The organism is Bradyrhizobium sp. SZCCHNS3052 (genome assembly GCF_032484495.1).
In the GTDB taxonomy this organism is placed as follows: Bacteria; Pseudomonadota; Alphaproteobacteria; order Rhizobiales; family Xanthobacteraceae; genus Bradyrhizobium.
Genome location: NZ_JAUETB010000010.1, coordinates 247,336 through 263,509, shown reverse-complemented (window position 1 = coordinate 263,509; position 16,174 = coordinate 247,336). Strand labels below are relative to the sequence as shown.

Annotated in this window: 14 protein-coding genes; 5 read left to right on the top strand and 9 right to left on the bottom strand. The window is 66.6% G+C overall.

What is annotated here, in order from left to right; genetic code table 11:
- Nucleotides 1-82 precede the first annotated feature (82 nt).
- The 7 genes from QX073_RS26560 to QX073_RS26530 all read right to left on the bottom strand — a co-directional run bounded on the left by QX073_RS26560 (nucleotide 83) and on the right by QX073_RS26530 (nucleotide 8,494).
- The gene (locus tag QX073_RS26560) at nucleotides 83-1,180 is read right to left on the bottom strand and encodes an ABC transporter permease (RefSeq protein WP_316226641.1); all 1,098 of its coding nucleotides are present in this window, start codon (nucleotides 1,178-1,180) and stop codon (nucleotides 83-85) included.
- Nucleotides 1,180-1,935 carry an ATP-binding cassette domain-containing protein gene (locus tag QX073_RS26555; protein WP_316226659.1) on the bottom strand — a complete coding sequence of 252 codons (756 nt, stop codon included), beginning with the start codon at nucleotides 1,933-1,935 and terminating at the stop codon, nucleotides 1,180-1,182. The genes QX073_RS26560 and QX073_RS26555 overlap by 1 nt, the downstream gene beginning before the upstream one ends.
- Nucleotides 1,936-1,981: 46 nt before the next feature.
- Nucleotides 1,982-3,304, bottom strand: coding sequence for a xylose isomerase (gene xylA, locus QX073_RS26550; protein ID WP_315767971.1), 1,323 nt, complete (start codon nucleotides 3,302-3,304; stop codon nucleotides 1,982-1,984).
- A gap of 4 nt (nucleotides 3,305-3,308) precedes the next feature.
- The gene (xylB, locus tag QX073_RS26545) at nucleotides 3,309-4,757 is read right to left on the bottom strand and encodes a xylulokinase (protein WP_316226640.1); all 1,449 of its coding nucleotides are present in this window, start codon (nucleotides 4,755-4,757) and stop codon (nucleotides 3,309-3,311) included.
- 120 nt (nucleotides 4,758-4,877) lie between these two features.
- Nucleotides 4,878-5,906, bottom strand: coding sequence for a LacI family DNA-binding transcriptional regulator (locus QX073_RS26540; RefSeq protein ID WP_315826457.1), 1,029 nt, complete (start codon nucleotides 5,904-5,906; stop codon nucleotides 4,878-4,880).
- 322 nt (nucleotides 5,907-6,228) lie between these two features.
- A complete protein-coding gene (gene pobA, locus QX073_RS26535; RefSeq protein WP_316226639.1) occupies nucleotides 6,229-7,401 on the bottom strand; it encodes a 4-hydroxybenzoate 3-monooxygenase in 1,173 nt (390 codons plus the stop codon).
- Between the two features lie 172 nt (nucleotides 7,402-7,573).
- Complete coding sequence (locus QX073_RS26530) at nucleotides 7,574-8,494, bottom strand: helix-turn-helix domain-containing protein (RefSeq protein WP_315751984.1); 921 nt, start codon at nucleotides 8,492-8,494, stop codon at nucleotides 7,574-7,576.
- Nucleotides 8,495-8,627: 133 nt separating this feature from the next.
- Here QX073_RS26530 and QX073_RS26525 point away from each other — a divergent pair, with 133 nt between their 5' ends.
- Nucleotides 8,628-9,791, top strand: a complete 1,164-nt coding sequence (locus QX073_RS26525; protein WP_315767959.1) for a cytochrome P450 — start codon at nucleotides 8,628-8,630, stop codon at nucleotides 9,789-9,791.
- A gap of 104 nt (nucleotides 9,792-9,895) precedes the next feature.
- Here the strand turns inward: QX073_RS26525 and QX073_RS26520 are convergent, their stop codons facing one another.
- A complete protein-coding gene (locus QX073_RS26520) occupies nucleotides 9,896-11,014 on the bottom strand; it encodes an NADH:flavin oxidoreductase (RefSeq protein ID WP_316226638.1) in 1,119 nt (372 codons plus the stop codon).
- 181 nt (nucleotides 11,015-11,195) lie between these two features.
- On the opposite strand from QX073_RS26520, the gene QX073_RS26515 reads away from it, so the two are divergent.
- Nucleotides 11,196-11,519, top strand: a complete 324-nt coding sequence (locus QX073_RS26515) for a winged helix-turn-helix transcriptional regulator (RefSeq protein WP_409977936.1) — start codon at nucleotides 11,196-11,198, stop codon at nucleotides 11,517-11,519.
- A gap of 20 nt (nucleotides 11,520-11,539) precedes the next feature.
- On the opposite strand, the gene QX073_RS26510 is transcribed toward QX073_RS26515, so the two are convergent.
- Complete coding sequence (locus QX073_RS26510) at nucleotides 11,540-13,024, bottom strand: AMP nucleosidase (RefSeq protein WP_315715638.1); 1,485 nt, start codon at nucleotides 13,022-13,024, stop codon at nucleotides 11,540-11,542.
- A 251-nt stretch (nucleotides 13,025-13,275) separates the two neighbouring features.
- Between QX073_RS26510 and QX073_RS26505 the strand changes: the two genes are divergently transcribed.
- The 3 genes from QX073_RS26505 to QX073_RS26495 are packed head-to-tail and all read left to right on the top strand — an operon-like array spanning nucleotide 13,276 to nucleotide 16,173.
- Nucleotides 13,276-14,118 (top strand): shikimate dehydrogenase, encoded by an 843-nt coding sequence (locus QX073_RS26505; protein WP_315751987.1) that lies wholly within the window; start codon nucleotides 13,276-13,278, stop codon nucleotides 14,116-14,118.
- A 24-nt stretch (nucleotides 14,119-14,142) separates the two neighbouring features.
- A complete protein-coding gene (locus QX073_RS26500) occupies nucleotides 14,143-14,994 on the top strand; it encodes an amidohydrolase family protein (RefSeq protein ID WP_316226637.1) in 852 nt (283 codons plus the stop codon).
- A 24-nt stretch (nucleotides 14,995-15,018) separates the two neighbouring features.
- The gene (locus QX073_RS26495) at nucleotides 15,019-16,173 is read left to right on the top strand and encodes an ABC transporter substrate-binding protein (protein ID WP_316226636.1); all 1,155 of its coding nucleotides are present in this window, start codon (nucleotides 15,019-15,021) and stop codon (nucleotides 16,171-16,173) included.
- The last annotated feature ends 1 nt before the right edge of the window (nucleotide 16,174 follow it).

Sequence of the window (16,174 nt, the reverse complement as noted above, 5' to 3'; positions counted from 1 at the left end):
GGTTTCCCTCCTCCATGTCTATCCCTGATCATTGTCTGTTCCGGGTGAGGATAGACGCGATTGTCATCCCGGCCAGTATTCGTCACAGCAGGCGCGCGCGGATACGATCCACAAGCACGGCGGCGATGATGATCACGCCGACCAGGGTCTGCTGCCAGTAGGAGTTGACCTGCGCCAGCACCAGCCCGTTCCTGATCACCTCGAGCAGGACGCAGCCGACGATGGCGCCGAGCGGACCGCCGAGACCACCGGCGAGGTTGGCGCCGCCGATCACGGCCGCGGCGATCACGTTGAGCTCGTAGGACGTCGCCATGTTCGCGGGCGCCGATCCGAGCCAGCCCGAGATGATGATGCCCTGCAGGCCGGCGGCAAGCGCGCCGATCACATAGACCTCGATCTTCACCCGGGGCACGGAGACGCCGGTGAGCTCCGCGGCCTTCTCGTTGCCGCCGATCGCAAACACGTGGCGGCCGAACGCGGTGTGGTGCAGCACCAGCGCCATCACCAGCGCCAGCACGATGAGATAGATGAAGGGCGCCGGCACGCCGTACACATCGCCCTGCGTCAGCGCATAGAAATAATCGGCGTCCGGGCCGCCGGGAAAGCTGCCCTTGCCGTTCGAGATCACGTAGCTGAGGCCACGTACGATCGACAGCATGCCGAGCGTGGTCACGAACGGCGACAGCCCGAGCACGGCGATGCAGACGCCGTTGATCAGGCCGACGACCAGCGAAACCGCCAAGCCTGCCAGCACCGAAATGATCAGGATCAGGCCTGGCACGTTCGCGACCACGGTCTTGCCGTCCGCGGCGAGATGCACGAACAGCGACGACAGCGGCATCCCCGGTGTCGATAGCGTCGTCATCACCATCGAGGTGATCATCGCCGCGAAACACATCATCGAGCCGACCGACAGGTCGATGCCGCCGGTAATGATGACGAAGGTGATGCCGAGCGTCGCGATGGCGATGAAGGAGAAGTTCTTGGCGACGTTCTGCAGATTGCCTTCGGTCAGGAAATAGGGACTGGCGAAGCTCATCACGATGATGAGGGCGATGAGCGCCAGCGTGACGTAGGCCGTCTGCGAGGCGAACACGCCGCGGTGCCACCATCTGATGACGCCGACATTGGTGAAGGTGACGTCGGTGCCGGCGGAGCTGGTCTCGGATGGAACGGACATCACGCCGCCTCCTTGGCGCCAGTGATCAGCGCGGTCACTTCCTCGGGGCTGGTCTCGCCGACCGGCTTGTCGGCCTTCTTTTCGCCGCGGCGCATCACCACGACGCGATCACACACCGCGAAGATGTCAGGCATGCGGTGCGAGATCAGGATGACGGCGATACCCTGTTCCTTCAGGCGATGGATCAGGCTCAGCACCTGCTCGACCTGGCGCACCGAGATCGCCGCGGTCGGCTCGTCCATCATCACCAGTCTGGCGTTGGACAGCCGCGTCCGCGCGATCGCCACCGCCTGGCGCTGGCCGCCCGACATGTCCTTGACCAGATCGTGCGGCCGCGTCTCCGAGCGCAGCTCCCGGAACAGCTCCAGCGCGCGCGCCTCCATGCCCTTGTGATCGAGCAGCACCAGCGGGCCGAAATTGCGTTTCAGCTCGCGGCCGAGAAACACGTTGGCGGCGGCGGTGAGGTTGTTGGCGAGCGCGAGGTCCTGGTACACGACCTCGATGCCGACGCTGCGCGAATCCATCGGGCGATGGAAATGCACCTCGCGGCCGCCGAAATGGATGGCGCCCTGGCTCGGCGGAAAATTGCCGGCGATGATGCGCACCAGCGTGGACTTGCCGGCGCCGTTATCGCCCATCAGGCCGACGACCTCGCCGGCGCCGATCGAAAGATCCACGCCCTGCAGCGCGCGGATCGCGCCGAACTGCTTGCCGATGCCCTTCAGCTCAAGGACCGGCTGCGCGGCGGTGCTCATCACGGCGCGCTCAGCGCCATTCGTCATCGTGCGCAGGCTGCTGTCGTCAGACATAGCGGTTCACCACGCTTTCGAGATATTCCTGCCGGCCGGACCGCGGCTGCGGATCGAGGCCGGTGTTGACGGCGCGGTCGGCGAGCTCGGCGAGCGAGCGGCGGCCGGCGAGGATCGCCTGCCCCTCGTCGCCGTCCCAGCCGGCGTAGCGCCGCGCCAGCGGCGCGGTCAGCGCACTGTCGGTCAGCATCTCGTCGGCGGCGATCAGCGCCCGCGCGCAGGCATCCATCGAGCCGACATGGGCGTGCAGCAGGTCATCCGGATCGATCGACTGCCGGCGGATCTTGGCGTCGAAATTCAGCCCGCCCGTGGTGAAGCCGCCGCCCTTGAGCATGTCGTGGAACACCAGCGCCAGCTCCGGCACGTTCATCGCGAACTGGTCGGTGTCCCAGCCGAGCAGATCGTCGCCGCGGTTGATGTCGAGGGAGCCGAACACGCCGAGCGCCTGCGCCAGCGCGATCTCGTGCTGGAACGAATGACCGGCGAGGATGGCGTGGTTCTGCTCGATGTTGAGCTTGACGTCGTTCAAAAGGTCATAGCGCTGCAGGAAGCCGTAGCAGGTGGCGACGTCGAAATCATACTGGTGCTTGGTCGGCTCCTTCGGCTTCGGCTCGATCAGCAGCGGGCCCTTGAAGCCGATCTTGTGCTTGTGCTCGACGACCAGCGCGACGAAGCGGCCGAGCTGGTCGAGCTCGCGCTTCATGTCGGTGTTGAGCAGGGTCTCGTAGCCCTCGCGGCCGCCCCACAGCACGTAGTTGGCGCCGCCGAGACGATGCGTCACCTCGAGTGCGGCACGCACCTGTCCCGCCGCGTAGGTGAACACGTCCGGATCCGGATTGGTCGCGGCGCCCGCCATGTAGCGGCGATGCGAGAACAGATTGGCGGTGCCCCACAGCAGCCGCACCTTGGCAGACGCCATCTTCTGCTCGAACAGATCGCCGATCGCATTGAGATTGGCAACCGACTCCTTCAGCGTCGCGCCTTCCGGCGCTGCATCGACGTCGTGGAAGGTGAAGAACGGCACGTCGAGCAGCCGGAACAATTCGAACGCCACGTCGGCCTTGGCCCGCGCCATCGCCATCGCGTCGTCGCCATGCTGCCACGGCCGCAGGAAGGTCTCGCCGCCGAACGGATCGCTGCCCGGCCAGCAGAACGAATGCCAGTAGCAGACCGCGAAGCGCAGATGATCCTCCATCCGCTTGCCCCGGATGACGCGATCCTTGTCGTACCAACGGAACGACAGCGGGCTGCGTGACTCGGGCCCGCCATAGCTGACGGTCGCGCCGGTCTGGAAGAAGGGGGCCTGGACGTTCACGAGGTTACTCCTTGAGAGCAGGATAGAGCTTGCGCCATTGCGCGTAGGCGGCGTCATATGCCGCGCGCTGCGGCGCGCGGGGTTCGAAACTCTGCAGCCGCTGCGGCTTGCGGCAGACATCGGCCGGGGCTGCGCCGGTCGCGGCCAGACGGCCGAGCCTGGAAGCACCGATGGCGGCGCCGACCTCGCCCTCCTCGACCCGGTGCACGGTGACGCCGAGCACGTCGGCCATGATCTGCGCCCACAACAAAGAGCGCGAGCCGCCGCCGACGAGATCGAGCTCTGTGATCGGCTGCGCGCTGCGCGCGAGCGCGGCGAACATGTCGCGTGAGGCAAACGCCACGCCCTCCAGCACCGCCTGCACGAGATCACCGCGGCCGGCTGCGCTGCGCAGGCCGACGAAGGCGCCGGCGGCATGGGCATCGTTGTGCGGCGTGCGCTCGCCGTCGAGATAAGGCAGGAACTGCACCGGGCTCGGACGTTCGACGCTGATACCGAGCGGCGTCAGCAGCGCGGCTTCCGGCGTCTCGAGAAGGCGCGCCAGCCACGCCAGCGAGGCCGCGGCCGACAGCATCACGCCCATCTGATGCCAGAGACCGCCGAGCGCGTGGCAGAACGCATGCACGGCTGCTTCCGGCGCCGGCGCGAAGCGGTCGGTCACCCGGAACAGCACGCCTGATGTGCCGAGCGACAGGAAGGCATCGCCGGGCGTGATGGCGCCGAGCCCGATTGCGCTCGCCGCGTTGTCGCCGGCGCCGCCCGCGATCACGACGTCAGCGCCCATGCCCCAGCGCCGCGCCAGCTCGGGCGACAACACGGCACTGCGCTCATTGCCCTCGACGAGGCGCGGCATGTGATCGAGACCGAGCCCGGTCGCCGCCAGCAGTTTCTCCGACCAGCGCCGCGCGCCGACGTCGAGCCACAGGGTGCCGGCCGCATCCGACATGTCCTCGACCATCTCGCCGGACAGCCGATAGCGCACATACGCCTTCGGCAGCAGCACCTTCGCGACCTCGGCAAATATCTTCGGCTCGTGCTTCGCCACCCAGACGAGCTTCGGCGCGGTGAAGCCGGGCATCGCGAGGTTGCCGGCGATGGCGTGCAGTTCGGGACAGCGGCGTTCGAGCTCGGCGCATTCGGCCTGCGAGCGGCCGTCATTCCACAGGATCGCCGGCCGCAGTGGCCGACCGGTGCGGTTCAGCAAGGTCGCGCCGTGCATCTGGCCGGACAGGCCGATGCCGCTGACGGCAGCGGTCTCGCGCGGACGCGCCCGCGCGAGATCATCGACCGCGCCGATGACGGCCTCGACCCAGTGATCCGGATTCTGCTCGGACCACAGCGGCTGCGGATGCGACAGCGCCAGCGGCCGCGCGGCGCTCGCGATCAGCGCGCCCGTCTCGTCCTCCAGCACGGCCTTCACGCCGGATGTGCCGACATCCAGTCCGAGAAACACGACTCCACTCCTCCCACACGGACCGCCAGGCGCCTCGGCGATCTGCTGTCGCCTCGAAACCGGCACCTCGGTCTCTTCTCATTCCGTGCTCAGGCCGACCGCGTCACCGCGGCCATCCGCTCACGGCAGATTGTCCCGCATCACGATGTCGATGCGGATCGTCTCCTGTTCGCTCAGGATCGGCTCGCCGCGCGCCAGCGCCAGGAGCACGCGCACCGCGGAGCGCGCCTCGTGTCCCGGGTTCTGCGAAATCGCCGCGTCCATCACGCCGTTCAACAGCAGCTTGCGCGTCAGTGCCGTCACGTCGTGGCCGACGAACACGATGTCGTCGGCGCGCCCCGACTCGGTCAGCGCCTTGGCGACGCCGGCCGTGCCAGCGCCGACATTGTAGAGCCCGACGATGTCGCGATGCTCGGTCAGCAGCTTGCGCATGAGGTGCTCTGAGCGATCGTCCACGTCATGCCCCTCAGCGACCGGCAAAACCTCAAGTTGCCGAAACTCCGCCGCCAGGACCTGGCCGAAGCCGAAGATGCGCTCGGCATGATCGCGCAGGCTTTGCGAGCCGGCCATGATCGCGACCCGCCCCGCCTTGCCGCCGGCGAAGCGTCCGACCAGCGCGCCCGCGGTGCGGCCGGCGGCGATGTTGTCGATGCCGACATAATGATGCCGTCGCGACGACGGCACGTCCGACACCAGCGTCACCACCTTGGCGCCGGACTCGACGAGATCGTTGATCGCCGCGCGCACGCTCGGATGATCGAGCGCCACCACCGCGACGCCGTCGACCTGACCGACGAGCTGCTCGAGCTTCGCGGCCAGCACGGCCGCATCGAACACGTCCGTCGTGACCACATCGACCGTGAGCCGGCGCGCGGCCATCCAGCTCGTCAGATCGCCGAGATGCGCCTGAATCTGCTGCATGAAGGGATTGGCGCCGGACGGCATCACGAAGGCAAAGCGCCGCGCGCGGGCACGGGCGAGTTCGGAGGCCGCCGCATGCGGCTGGAACGCGCTGCGCTCCATCGCGTCCTTGACGCGTCGCACCGTATCCGGGCGCACGCCCGGCCGGTTGTGCAGCACGCGATCCACAGTGGCGAGGCTCACGCCCGCCTGCCGCGCAATATCCCGCAATGTCAGCGGCGCGTTCATGCTCCTCCCCTTTGGGTTGAGGACCATAGCGCGGTTTTTGAGGTACGCAACTCATTTTTGAGGGCGGGCGGGGAAGCCGACAGACTGAGGCAGCCGGCGCCAATCCCGACAGCGCGTCCCCGATCGTCTGCCCCCTCCATCTCGAGCTGAGCGAAGTTGCACCAGCCGAAGCAGCCGCAGGCGGATGGGCACAAAGCCAATCGCCAGCCTGCCTCAAACCGCTCCCTGGGTATGGGTCCCGGCGTTCGCCGGAACCACAGCGAGGCTATCGATGCGTGGTGCCATCAAGCAGCGCAGGCGAACTGCGTCGCGTTGACCTCGCTCAGAACGGCAGCCCGACATAGTTCTCCGCCAGCGACCGCTGCGCGGCTTCGGACGAGAACAGATAGGCGAGCTCGGTATCCTGCAGTCTGTCGTCGTAGGACAGCCGGTCGGGGAAACGATGCAAGAGCGTCGTCATCCACCAGGAGAAGCGCTGCGCCTTCCAGATCCGCGCCAGCGCCCGCTGCGAGTAGCCGTCGATGCCGCGATCGTCGCCTTTCTTGTAGTGGTCGAGCAGCGCATGATAGAGATAGTAGATGTCGGACGCAGCCGAGTTCAGCCCGCGCGCGCCGGTCGGCGGCACGATGTGGGCGGCGTCGCCGGCCAGGAACAGCCTGCCGTAGCGCATCGGCTCCGCGACGAAGCTGCGCAGCGGCGCGATGCTCTTCTCGATCGACGGTCCGGTGATCAGACGGCCAGCGATCTCCGCCGGCAGCCGGCGCTTCAGCTCCTCCCAGAACGCGTCGTCGCTCCAGTCCTCGACCTTGTCGGTGAGCGGCACCTGGACATAGTACCGGCTCAGCACCTGCGAGCGCAGCGAGCACAGCGCGAAGCCGCGCTCGTGCTTGGCATAGATCAGCTCCGGCGACACCGGCTTGGTGCGGGAGAGCACGCCGAGCCAGCCGAACGGATACACCCGCTCGTATTCCGTCAGCTTGTCGTGCGGGATCGACTTGCGGCTGACGCCATGAAATCCGTCGGCGCCGATGATGTAGTCGCAGTCGATGCGGACGACTTCCTCGTCCTGACGGTAGGTGACGTAGGGCTTGTCGGAGGCAATGTCGTGCGGCGTCACGTCGGCCGCGTTGTGCACGACCTTGCCGCCGAGCTTGTCGCGGGCCTCGTAGAGATCGCGCGTCAACTCGGTCTGGCCATAGACCATCACCGAGTTGCCGCCGGAATATTTGTGCAGGTCGACGCGATCGAGCTTGCCGTCATGGGCGATGTAGAAACCGTGATGGATCTCGCCCTCGCGGTCCATGCGCTCGCCGCACTGCGCCTCGCGCATCAGCTCGGCAAAGCCGTGCTCGAGCACGCCGGCACGGATGCGCGACAGCACGTAGTCGCGGCTGGATTTCTCCAGGATGATCGTATCGATGCCCTGCAGATGCAGGAGCTGCGACAGCATCAGGCCCGACGGGCCTCCGCCGATGATGCAGACTTGGACTTTCATGGGCGTGTTCTCCCGGATTCGCAGACGCAGGCTTGTTGGGTATGCTTTTCAGTCGCGGATTTTAGCAAGGAATGCGCAGGGATCACTTGGATGGACGCGGCATTCTCTTGCACTTTTCCGACATCATGCCGCGATGCACAACGACCGCCGCAATGGTATCGGGCGGCGCCGATCAGCCTGCCGGCGGCGCCGCGTCGTCTCCGACGCCCATCGCACGGCGATAGTCGCGCGGGCTCGCCCCGGTGTGCCGCTTGAAGAAGCGGCAGAAATACGCCGGGTCCTTGAAGCCGAGCTCGAACGCCAGCTTCGACACCGGCGCCGCAATATAGGTGAGCCGCCGGCACGCCTCGCGCGCGAGCCGCGCATGCACGATGTCGAGCGCGGACTGACCGGTCTCGGCCCGCGTCAACCGATTGAGCCGCTCCGGCGTCATGCCGAGTTCGTCGGCGTAGCGCGCCACCGACCAGTGATCGCGGTGATGCGCCTCGACCAGCACGATGAAGCGGGTGAACAGCGCGGCATGCCCGCTGCCGCGCCGCGCGCCTTGCGACTGCCGCGCGCTCTGCTGCGCCAGCCGCCACACGATCGAGCGACCGAGCCAGTGCGGAACCGGCGAGGCCGCGGAATCGGCGGCGGCGAACTCGTCGGCGAGGTCGACGAACAGCGCGGCGATGCGCCGCGTCGCGACCGCCTGTGCGTCGAGATGCAGGATCTGCGCGGTTGCGAACAAGTCGCGCAACGCCTCGCCGGTCGCCGGCACGTCGCCCTCCACCACCGCCCGCGGATTGAACGTCAGCACATAGCCGTCAGTGTCGCGCGAGAAGCGGAAGGCATGGACGACGCCGGGGGGAATGATCACGGCGACCGGGCCGGCACAGCGCTCGCGGCTTTCGTCCAAGGCGATCTCGGCCGGGCCGGAGCCGACCCAGAGGATCTGGTGCAGGCCCTGATGGGTGTGCGCCTCGATCTCCCAGCGATACAGCTTGCTGCGCACCTGGATCGGCTCGACATGCAGCATGTCCGGCTGCGCGGCCGACGCTTCGCCGTACAGCGCGAACGCGGGGATCGATGGCTTGGTGCGAAAGCGGGGCATGAGCGAGAGCTAACCCTGAATGTCGGAAAAGTACAAGTCTTGGCCGGCTTTCGTGTCTCACGCCGCGGCCAAGGCTCGGCTAGATCAGTGAAAAGAACAACAACGACCACACTCAATGGAGAGGAGGCCCAACATGTTCGCGTTCGACCCGTATTCGCCTGCGGTCGATGCCGACCCGTTCCCGTTCTACAAGACGCTGCGCGACGAGCACCCCTGCTTCTGGAGTCCGCAGGCCCAGGTGTGGATCCTGTCGCGCTATGCCGATGTGGCGGCGGCCGGAACGAACTGGCAGACCTATTCGTCGGCCAAGGGCAACCTGATGACCGAGCTGCCGAACCGCGCCGGCGCGACGCTCGGCACCACCGACCCGCCGCGCCACGACCGGCTGCGCGGCCTCGTCCAGCATGCCTTCATGAAGCGCAATCTGGAGAGCCTGTCAGGCCCGATCCGCGACATCGCGCGCGACTGCGCCGAGGCGCTGCGCGGCCAGGACCGGTTCGACTTCATCGAGGCATTCTCGTCGAAATTCACCGTGCGCGTGTTGTTCGCCGCGCTCGGCCTGCCGCTCGGCGACGAGCAGACGGTGCGCGACAAGGCGGTGCTGATGGTGCAGAGCGATCCGGTGAGCCGCGCCAAGGGACCGCAGCACATCGCAGCCTACAACTGGATGCAGGACTATGCGGCCGGCATCATCGCGGAGCGCCGCGCGCGGCCGCAGAACGACCTGATCTCGCATTTCAGCATGGCCGAGATCGACGGCGACAAGCTCGACGAGCGCGAGGTGCTGCTGACGACGACCACGCTGATCATGGCCGGCATCGAGTCGCTCGGCGGTTTCATGACGATGTTGGCGTATAATCTCGCCGATCACGCGGAGGCGCGCCGGGCCGTCGTCGCCAATCCCGACCTGATGGCAGACGCCGTGGAAGAGTCTCTGCGCTACAACACCTCGGCGCAGCGCTTCCGCCGCTGCCTGCAGAAGGACGTCACCCTGCACGGCCAGACCATGCGCGAGGGCGATTTCGTCTGCCTCGCCTACGGCTCCGCCAACCGCGACGAGCGGCAGTTTCCCAATCCGGATGTCTATGACATCAGGCGCAAGCCACGCGGCCATCTCGGCTTCGGCGGCGGCGTGCACGCCTGTCTGGGATCGGCGATCGCGCGCATGGCGATCAAGATCGCGTTCGACGAGCTGCACAAGGTCGTGCCGGACTATCGCCGCACCCAGGAGCAACTGCCCTGGATGCCGTCTTCGACCTTCCGCAGCCCGATGTATCTCGAGCTGACGGTGCATTAGTCATCGCGAGGACTAATGGCAGGCTCGCGCTCGCGCCTCGCTGACGGTACGCCCCCCTCGCCCCGCTTACGCCGGACGAGGGGCACCAATGGGTCTACAAGAGCTCAAACCAGCGCGCCGAGATCCGCTGCGCTGAAGCCCTTCAGGCCCGCTTTGTCGCCGGCCTTGATCTTGGCGACCCATTCGGCATCGCTGATCAGCGCGCGGCCGACCGCGATCAGGTCGAACTCCTCCCTGGCCATGCGCTCCAGCAGCGCATCGAGATCGGCCGTCGTCGACGGCTTGCCGGCGAAGGCCGAGAAGAATTCATCGGACAAGCCGACCGAGCCGACGCTGATGGTCGCGGCGCCCGTGATCTTCTTGGCCCAGCCGGCGAAGTTCAGGCCCTTCTCGCCGTCGACGTCCGGGAATTCCGGCTCCCAGAAGCGGCGCTGCGAGCAGTGCAGGATGTCGACGCCGGCCGCGACCAGCGGCTGCAGCCAGTCGGCCATCAGCGCCGGCGTCTCGGCGAGGCGCGCCGCATAGTCCTGCTGCTTCCACTGGCTGACGCGCAGGATGATCGGGAAATCGGGACCCACCGCCTTGCGGATCGCGGCGACGATCTCGCCGGCAAAGCGGGAGCGCTCCTTGATGGTGGCGCCGCCATAGCGGTCCTCGCGCTGGTTGGTGCCGGACCAGAAGAACTCGTCGACCAGATAGCCGTGCGCACCATGGATCTCGACGGCGTCGAAGCCGACCCGCTTGGCGTCGGCCGCGGCTTGCGCGAATGCGGCAACGGTGTCGGCGATGTCGTTCTCGGTCATCGCGTTGCCGCGCGGCTTGCCGGGCGCAACCAGCCCGGATGGGCTCTCGACCGGCGCATCGGGCTCCCAGCGGCTCATGCCCTTGGTCGAGCCGGTGTGCCAGATCTGTGGCGCGATGCGGCCGCCGGCGGTGTGCACGGCGCTCGCCACGTTCTGCCAGCCGGCCAGCGCGGCATCGCCGTGGAAGAAGGGAATATTGGGCTCGTTGCGCGAGGCCGGGCGGTTGACGACCGTGCCCTCGGTGAGGATCAGCCCCACGCCACCTTCGGCGCGGCGGCGGTAATAGGCAGCGTTGGCCTCGCCGGGAACGCCGTTCGGCGCGGCGTTGCGGGTCATCGGCGCCATGACGATGCGGTTCTTCAGCTCCAGCGACTTCAGGCGAAACGGACGAAACAGCACGCTGGTATCGAGGTCGGACATTCAGGGGGCTCCATTGCGTTCGGAACCGCTCCAGTATACTTCGTAAACCTGAAGTCAATCAGGCACCCGAAGTCGCTCAGGTATATCGGAGGAAACCGCTGTCGTGACCGCCGCATCGACATCACAGACCGCCCCGCTCCGCTGCAAGCCGCAGCACTTCTCGTCGGAATGCCCGAGCCGGGTGCTGATCGACCAGATCGCCGACAAATGGTCGATGATGGTGCTGGCCGTGCTGGACTCCGGTCCACTGCGCTTCAACGCGATCAAGAAGCAGCTCGAGGGCGTCACCCAGAAGGCGCTGACGCAATGCCTGCGCCGGCTCGAGCGCAACGGCCTCGTCGCCCGCGAGGTGATCGCGGACTCGCCGGTCGCGGTTCAGTACGAGATCACGCCGCTCGGCCGTACCCTGCAGCCACCGTTCCGCGCGCTCTATGCCTGGACCATCGCCAAGATGCCGGAGGTCGAGCAGGCCCGGCAGGCCTTCGACGAGCGCCGGAGTCGCTAATCCCAGGCGGCCAAAGGCCGCTACTGGAAGGCCACCTCCGCGAAGCTGCGCAGCTTGCGCGAATGCAGCCGCTCCGACTCCTGATGCTTCAAGAGCTCCAGCGCCTTCAGCCCGATCTGGAGATGCTGGCCGACACGCTGGCGATAGAAGTCGCTGGCCATGCCGGCGAGCTTGATCTCGCCATGCAGCGGCTTGTCGGAGACGCAGAGCAAGGTGCCGTAGGGCACGCGGAAACGATAGCCGTTGGCGGCGATCGTGGCCGACTCCATGTCGAGCGCGATGGCGCGCGACTGCGAGAGGCGATGGATCACGGCCGGGCCGGAGATCTCCCAATTGCGGTTGTCGACGCTGGCCACGGTGCCCGTGCGCATCACCCGCTTCAGCTCGAACCCGGAATAGCCGGTGACCGTCTCCACGGCCTCCTCGAGCGCGACCTGCACCTCGGCGAGCGCCGGGATCGGCACCCAGGGTGGCAGCTCCTGGTCGAGCACATGGTCCTCGCGGACATAGCCGTGCGCCAGCACGTAGTCGCCGAGCCGCTGCGTGTTGCGCAGGCCCGCGCAGTGGCCGACCATCAGCCAGGCATGCGGCCGCAGCACCGCGATGTGGTCGGTGACGTTACGCGCGTTCGACGGACCGGTACCGATGTTGATCAGCGTGATGCCCTGGTGCCCCGGCTCGACGAGATGAAGCGCCGGCATCTGCGGCGTGCGCGCCGGCGCGGAGCCGGTGGTGCCGCCGCCGAGACGGGCATTGCGGGTGATGACGTTGCCCGGCTCGACGAAGGCCTCGGCTGCACCCTGCCCGGCCGCCAGTTGCTGGCGGCCCCAATCCGCGAAGGCGTCGACATAGAACTGATAGTTCGTGAAGATCACGAAGTTCTGGAAATGGTCGGGATCGGTCCCGGTGTAGTGATAGAGCCGGCGCAGCGAGTAGTCGACGCGCGCGGCGCGAAACAGCGACAGCGGCTCGGGCATGCCGGGCTTCAGTCCGAGCGTGCCGTCGGCGATCGCATCGTCCATGGTCGCAAGATCCGGAGCGTCGAACACGTCGCGCAGCGAGCGCGTCACCAGCGGGCTCTCGTGGTGCGGAAGCGCCGTCTCGATGTTGATGTCGCGGCGATAGGCGAAATGCACCGGGATCGGCTCGGCCGACTCGCCGATCTCGACCGGCACGCCATGATTCTCGATCAACAGGCGGATCTGCTCGGTCAGGTACGAGCGGAACAGGTCCGGCCGCGTGACGCTGGTCTCGTGCACGCCGGGCCCCGCGACGAAGCCATAGGCGAGACGCGAGTCGAGCCGGGCGTGACTTGCGGTGGTCAGCCGCACGAAGGGATAGGTCGCGCGGATCCGTGTCGCCGGCACGACGCCGTTGGCATAGGCCTCGAAATGGCCGCGCAGGAAAGCGGTATTGCGCTCGTAGATCTCTTCGAGCCGGGCCACCGCGGCGGCCGCGTCGGTGAAGGTTTCTGTTGCCACGGGTGGCGGAGATTGGACAGTCAATGGCGATCCTTTGTATCCGGCGGACGGTCGTCGAGGCAGACTTGCGCAATCATAGAAATCACCCCTGGCTTTGCCCAGGGGGGCGGGTCACGCGACGACGCCCATGGACTGGACGTTGAGCCATGATGCGCTGCATTGCGACAAGGATTTGTGGCCGAATGTTTCAATTGCCTGTGCGCGTCATTGCTCATAAGACGGTTTCACATTGGCCGGAACAGGTCGATATCTGAAAAGGGAGGTCATCGCGCAGCATGTCGCAAGCGAATGGATTCGGATTGGCTGGCGTCATCGGCATGCCCGTCGCTCATTCCCGCTCGCCCACGATCCACAATTTCTGGCTCAACGCGCACGGCCTGCGCGGCGCCTACGTCCCGCTCGCGGTTCAGCCGGAGCGGCTGAAGGATGCGCTGGCTGGGCTGGTGGCGCTCGGATTCCGCGGCTGCAACGTGACCATGCCGCACAAGCAGACGGCGATGCCGCTGCTGCACCGGGTCAACGACACCGCACGACGCATCGGCGCCGTGAACACGATCGTGGTCGAAGCGGATGGCACGCTGAGCGGCTTCAACAATGACGGCAACGGCTTTGTCCAGAGCCTGCGCGATGCCAGGCCGAACTGGCGCGCCGACGAAGGCCCTGTTCTCTTGCTCGGGGCCGGCGGTGCAGCGCGCGCGGTCGTTGTGGCGCTGCTGGAGAATGGCGCCCGCGACATCCGCATCAGCAACCGCACCACCGAGAAGGCGCAGTCCATCGCAGCCGAATTCGGGACGGCCATCAGCACGGTGGCGTGGGATGATCGTTCGGCGGCAGTCGCCGATGTCGCGCTGCTCATCAACAGCACCGATCGCGGCATGATCGGAAAGCCCGCACTGGAGATCGATCTGGGACGACTGTCCGCGAAGACGCTCGTCGCGGACCTGATCTACACACCGCTCGAAACGCCCTTCCTGGTGGACGCGCGCGGGCGCGGCTGCACGACGGTGAACGGGCTCGGCCTGCTGCTCAACCAGGCCCGCCTCGCCTTCGAGGCCTGGTTCGGGGTTCTGCCCGACGTCACGCCCGAACTGATCAAGGCGATTCAGGCGACGTTCTGAACGTCGGTCAGAGAGGGCTCGACCATGGCACTTCCGGCAGGCCCCAGGATCGATTGCCACATCCACGCCATCGATCCCGCGCGCTTCCCCTACGCGCCGGATACGCCCTATCGTCCGACCGGCCAGGAAATCGCGCCCGCCGCGCATCTCATTCGCGTGCTCGACGTCTTCGACGTCCGGCACGCGCTGATCGTCGCGACCAATTCCGGCTATGGCTCCGACAGGCGCATCCTGCTCGACACACTCAGGCTCGGAGATGGCAGGTTCAAGGGCGTCGCGGTCGTCGAGAAGGACGTCGACATCGAGGAACTGGAGCGGTTGAAGGCTGCAGGCGTCATCGGCGTCGCCTTCAACGTGCCGTTTCATGGCACCGACTATTACCGTGACGCCGCGCCGCTGCTGGACAAGCTGACCGACCTCGATCTGTTTCTGCAGGTCCAGGTCGAGCAGGATCAGTTGCTCGACCTGCTGCCCCTCATCGAGCGGTCGACGGTCCGCCTCGTGTTCGATCACTGCGGCCGGCCTGCCGTGGAGCATGGGCTGCAACGCCCATCCTTCCAGGCCCTGCTCGCGCTCGGCCGCGACCGCGACGCGCATGTGAAGCTGTCCGGCTACTACAAATTCGCGCGCCAGCCCTATCCGTACGCCGACACGTGGCCATTCATCGCCGCGCTGGTCGAGGCCTTCACGCTCGATCGCTGCGTGTGGGGCTCCGATTGGCCGTTCCTGCGCGCGCCCGAACGCCTCGACTACGGGCCGCTGCTGGCCGGCATTACCGAGATCTTTCCGGACCCGGACGATCAGCACCGGCTGCTATGGCGAACGCCGTCGCGACTACTGGGTTTTGCAGAGGCACCCGCAAGTTCATCATCATAAGCAAAAAACAATCGGGAGGACGTCATGAGGCATCTGGGAAGAGTGAGCGGCTTGGCGGCCGCCATGTCACTGTGGGCGGGTTTGGCCTGGGCAGAGAACACCGTCTACATTCCCGATGTCGTCGAGCTGTCCGGCCCCGGAGCCGTGTCGGGCACGAACTGGCGCGATGGCGTCGCCCTGGCGGTCGACGAGATCAACAATGCCGGAGGCATTCTCGGCCGCAAGATTGCGACCGAGCACCTCGACACCCAGAGCAATCCCGGCGTCTCCCGGGCCCAGGTGCAGAAGGTGCTCGACCGCGAGCCCTATGTGGTGCTGGGGCCGATCTATTCGGGCTCGGTCAAGGTCAACATGGCGCTGACGCAGCAGGCCGAGGTGCCGCAGATCGTCGGCGCCGAGGCCGCCGATATCACGACGCAAGGCAATCCCTGGATCTTCCGCACCGCCTTCGGCCAGCAGTTCAGCATGCCGAAGATCGCCAACTATCTGCATGACCAGCTGAACGTGAAGTCCGTCGCGGTGGTCTGGGTGAACAACGATTTCGGCAAAGGCGGCCGCGACAGCTTCGTCAAGGAGATGAAGGCCCGCGGCATCGACGTCGTGTCCGACCTGTCGACCGAGCAGGGCCAGGTCGATTTCGGCTCCGACGTCATCAAGCTGAAGAACGTCAAGGCCGACGCGATCTTCGTCTACACCAACGAGGAAGAAAGCGCGCGTTTCCTGATCGAGGCCAAACGTCAGGGATTGTCGGTGCCGCTGTTCGGAGAGACGACGCTGCTCAGCCAGAAGGTCGTGGAGCTCGCAGGCCCCGCCGCCAACGGCGTGCGCGGCCATGTCGGCCTGAGCGCGGATGCGCCCATTCCTGCCATCCAGGCCTTTGCGAAGAAGTTCAACGAGCGCTACCGCTACTGGCCCGACCATAACGGCATCAAGGGCTATACCGCGGTCTATCTCGTCAAATACGTCACCGAGATGATCGGCAAGTTCGACGGCCACGCTTTCGGCGCCACCATGAAGGGATTGACGCTGACGCCGGACAAGGCGCCGGGCATGCTGATGGAGGCAAGCTGGGACCAGAACGGCGACATCGACCGTGAGAGCTTCCTGGCCGAAATCGTCGACGGCAAGCAGAAGATCGTCGCGACGTTGCCGAAGCTGAAGCCGTCCAAGGCGCCGTAGA

Coding starts and splice junctions, on each gene's coding strand:
- QX073_RS26530 (WP_315751984.1), bottom strand. CDS start 8,494: ATGCCCCGCTTTCGCACCAAGCCATCGATCCCCGCGTTCGCGCTGTAC.
- QX073_RS26520 (WP_316226638.1), bottom strand. CDS start 11,014: ATGTCCGACCTCGATACCAGCGTGCTGTTTCGTCCGTTTCGCCTGAAG.
- QX073_RS26540 (WP_315826457.1), bottom strand. CDS start 5,906: ATGAACGCGCCGCTGACATTGCGGGATATTGCGCGGCAGGCGGGCGTG.
- QX073_RS26500 (WP_316226637.1), top strand. CDS start 14,143: ATGGCACTTCCGGCAGGCCCCAGGATCGATTGCCACATCCACGCCATC.
- QX073_RS26495 (WP_316226636.1), top strand. CDS start 15,019: ATGAGGCATCTGGGAAGAGTGAGCGGCTTGGCGGCCGCCATGTCACTG.
- QX073_RS26525 (WP_315767959.1), top strand. CDS start 8,628: ATGTTCGCGTTCGACCCGTATTCGCCTGCGGTCGATGCCGACCCGTTC.
- QX073_RS26505 (WP_315751987.1), top strand. CDS start 13,276: ATGTCGCAAGCGAATGGATTCGGATTGGCTGGCGTCATCGGCATGCCC.
- pobA (WP_316226639.1), bottom strand. CDS start 7,401: ATGAAAGTCCAAGTCTGCATCATCGGCGGAGGCCCGTCGGGCCTGATG.
- QX073_RS26560 (WP_316226641.1), bottom strand. CDS start 1,180: ATGTCCGTTCCATCCGAGACCAGCTCCGCCGGCACCGACGTCACCTTC.
- QX073_RS26555 (WP_316226659.1), bottom strand. CDS start 1,935: ATGAGCACCGCCGCGCAGCCGGTCCTTGAGCTGAAGGGCATCGGCAAG.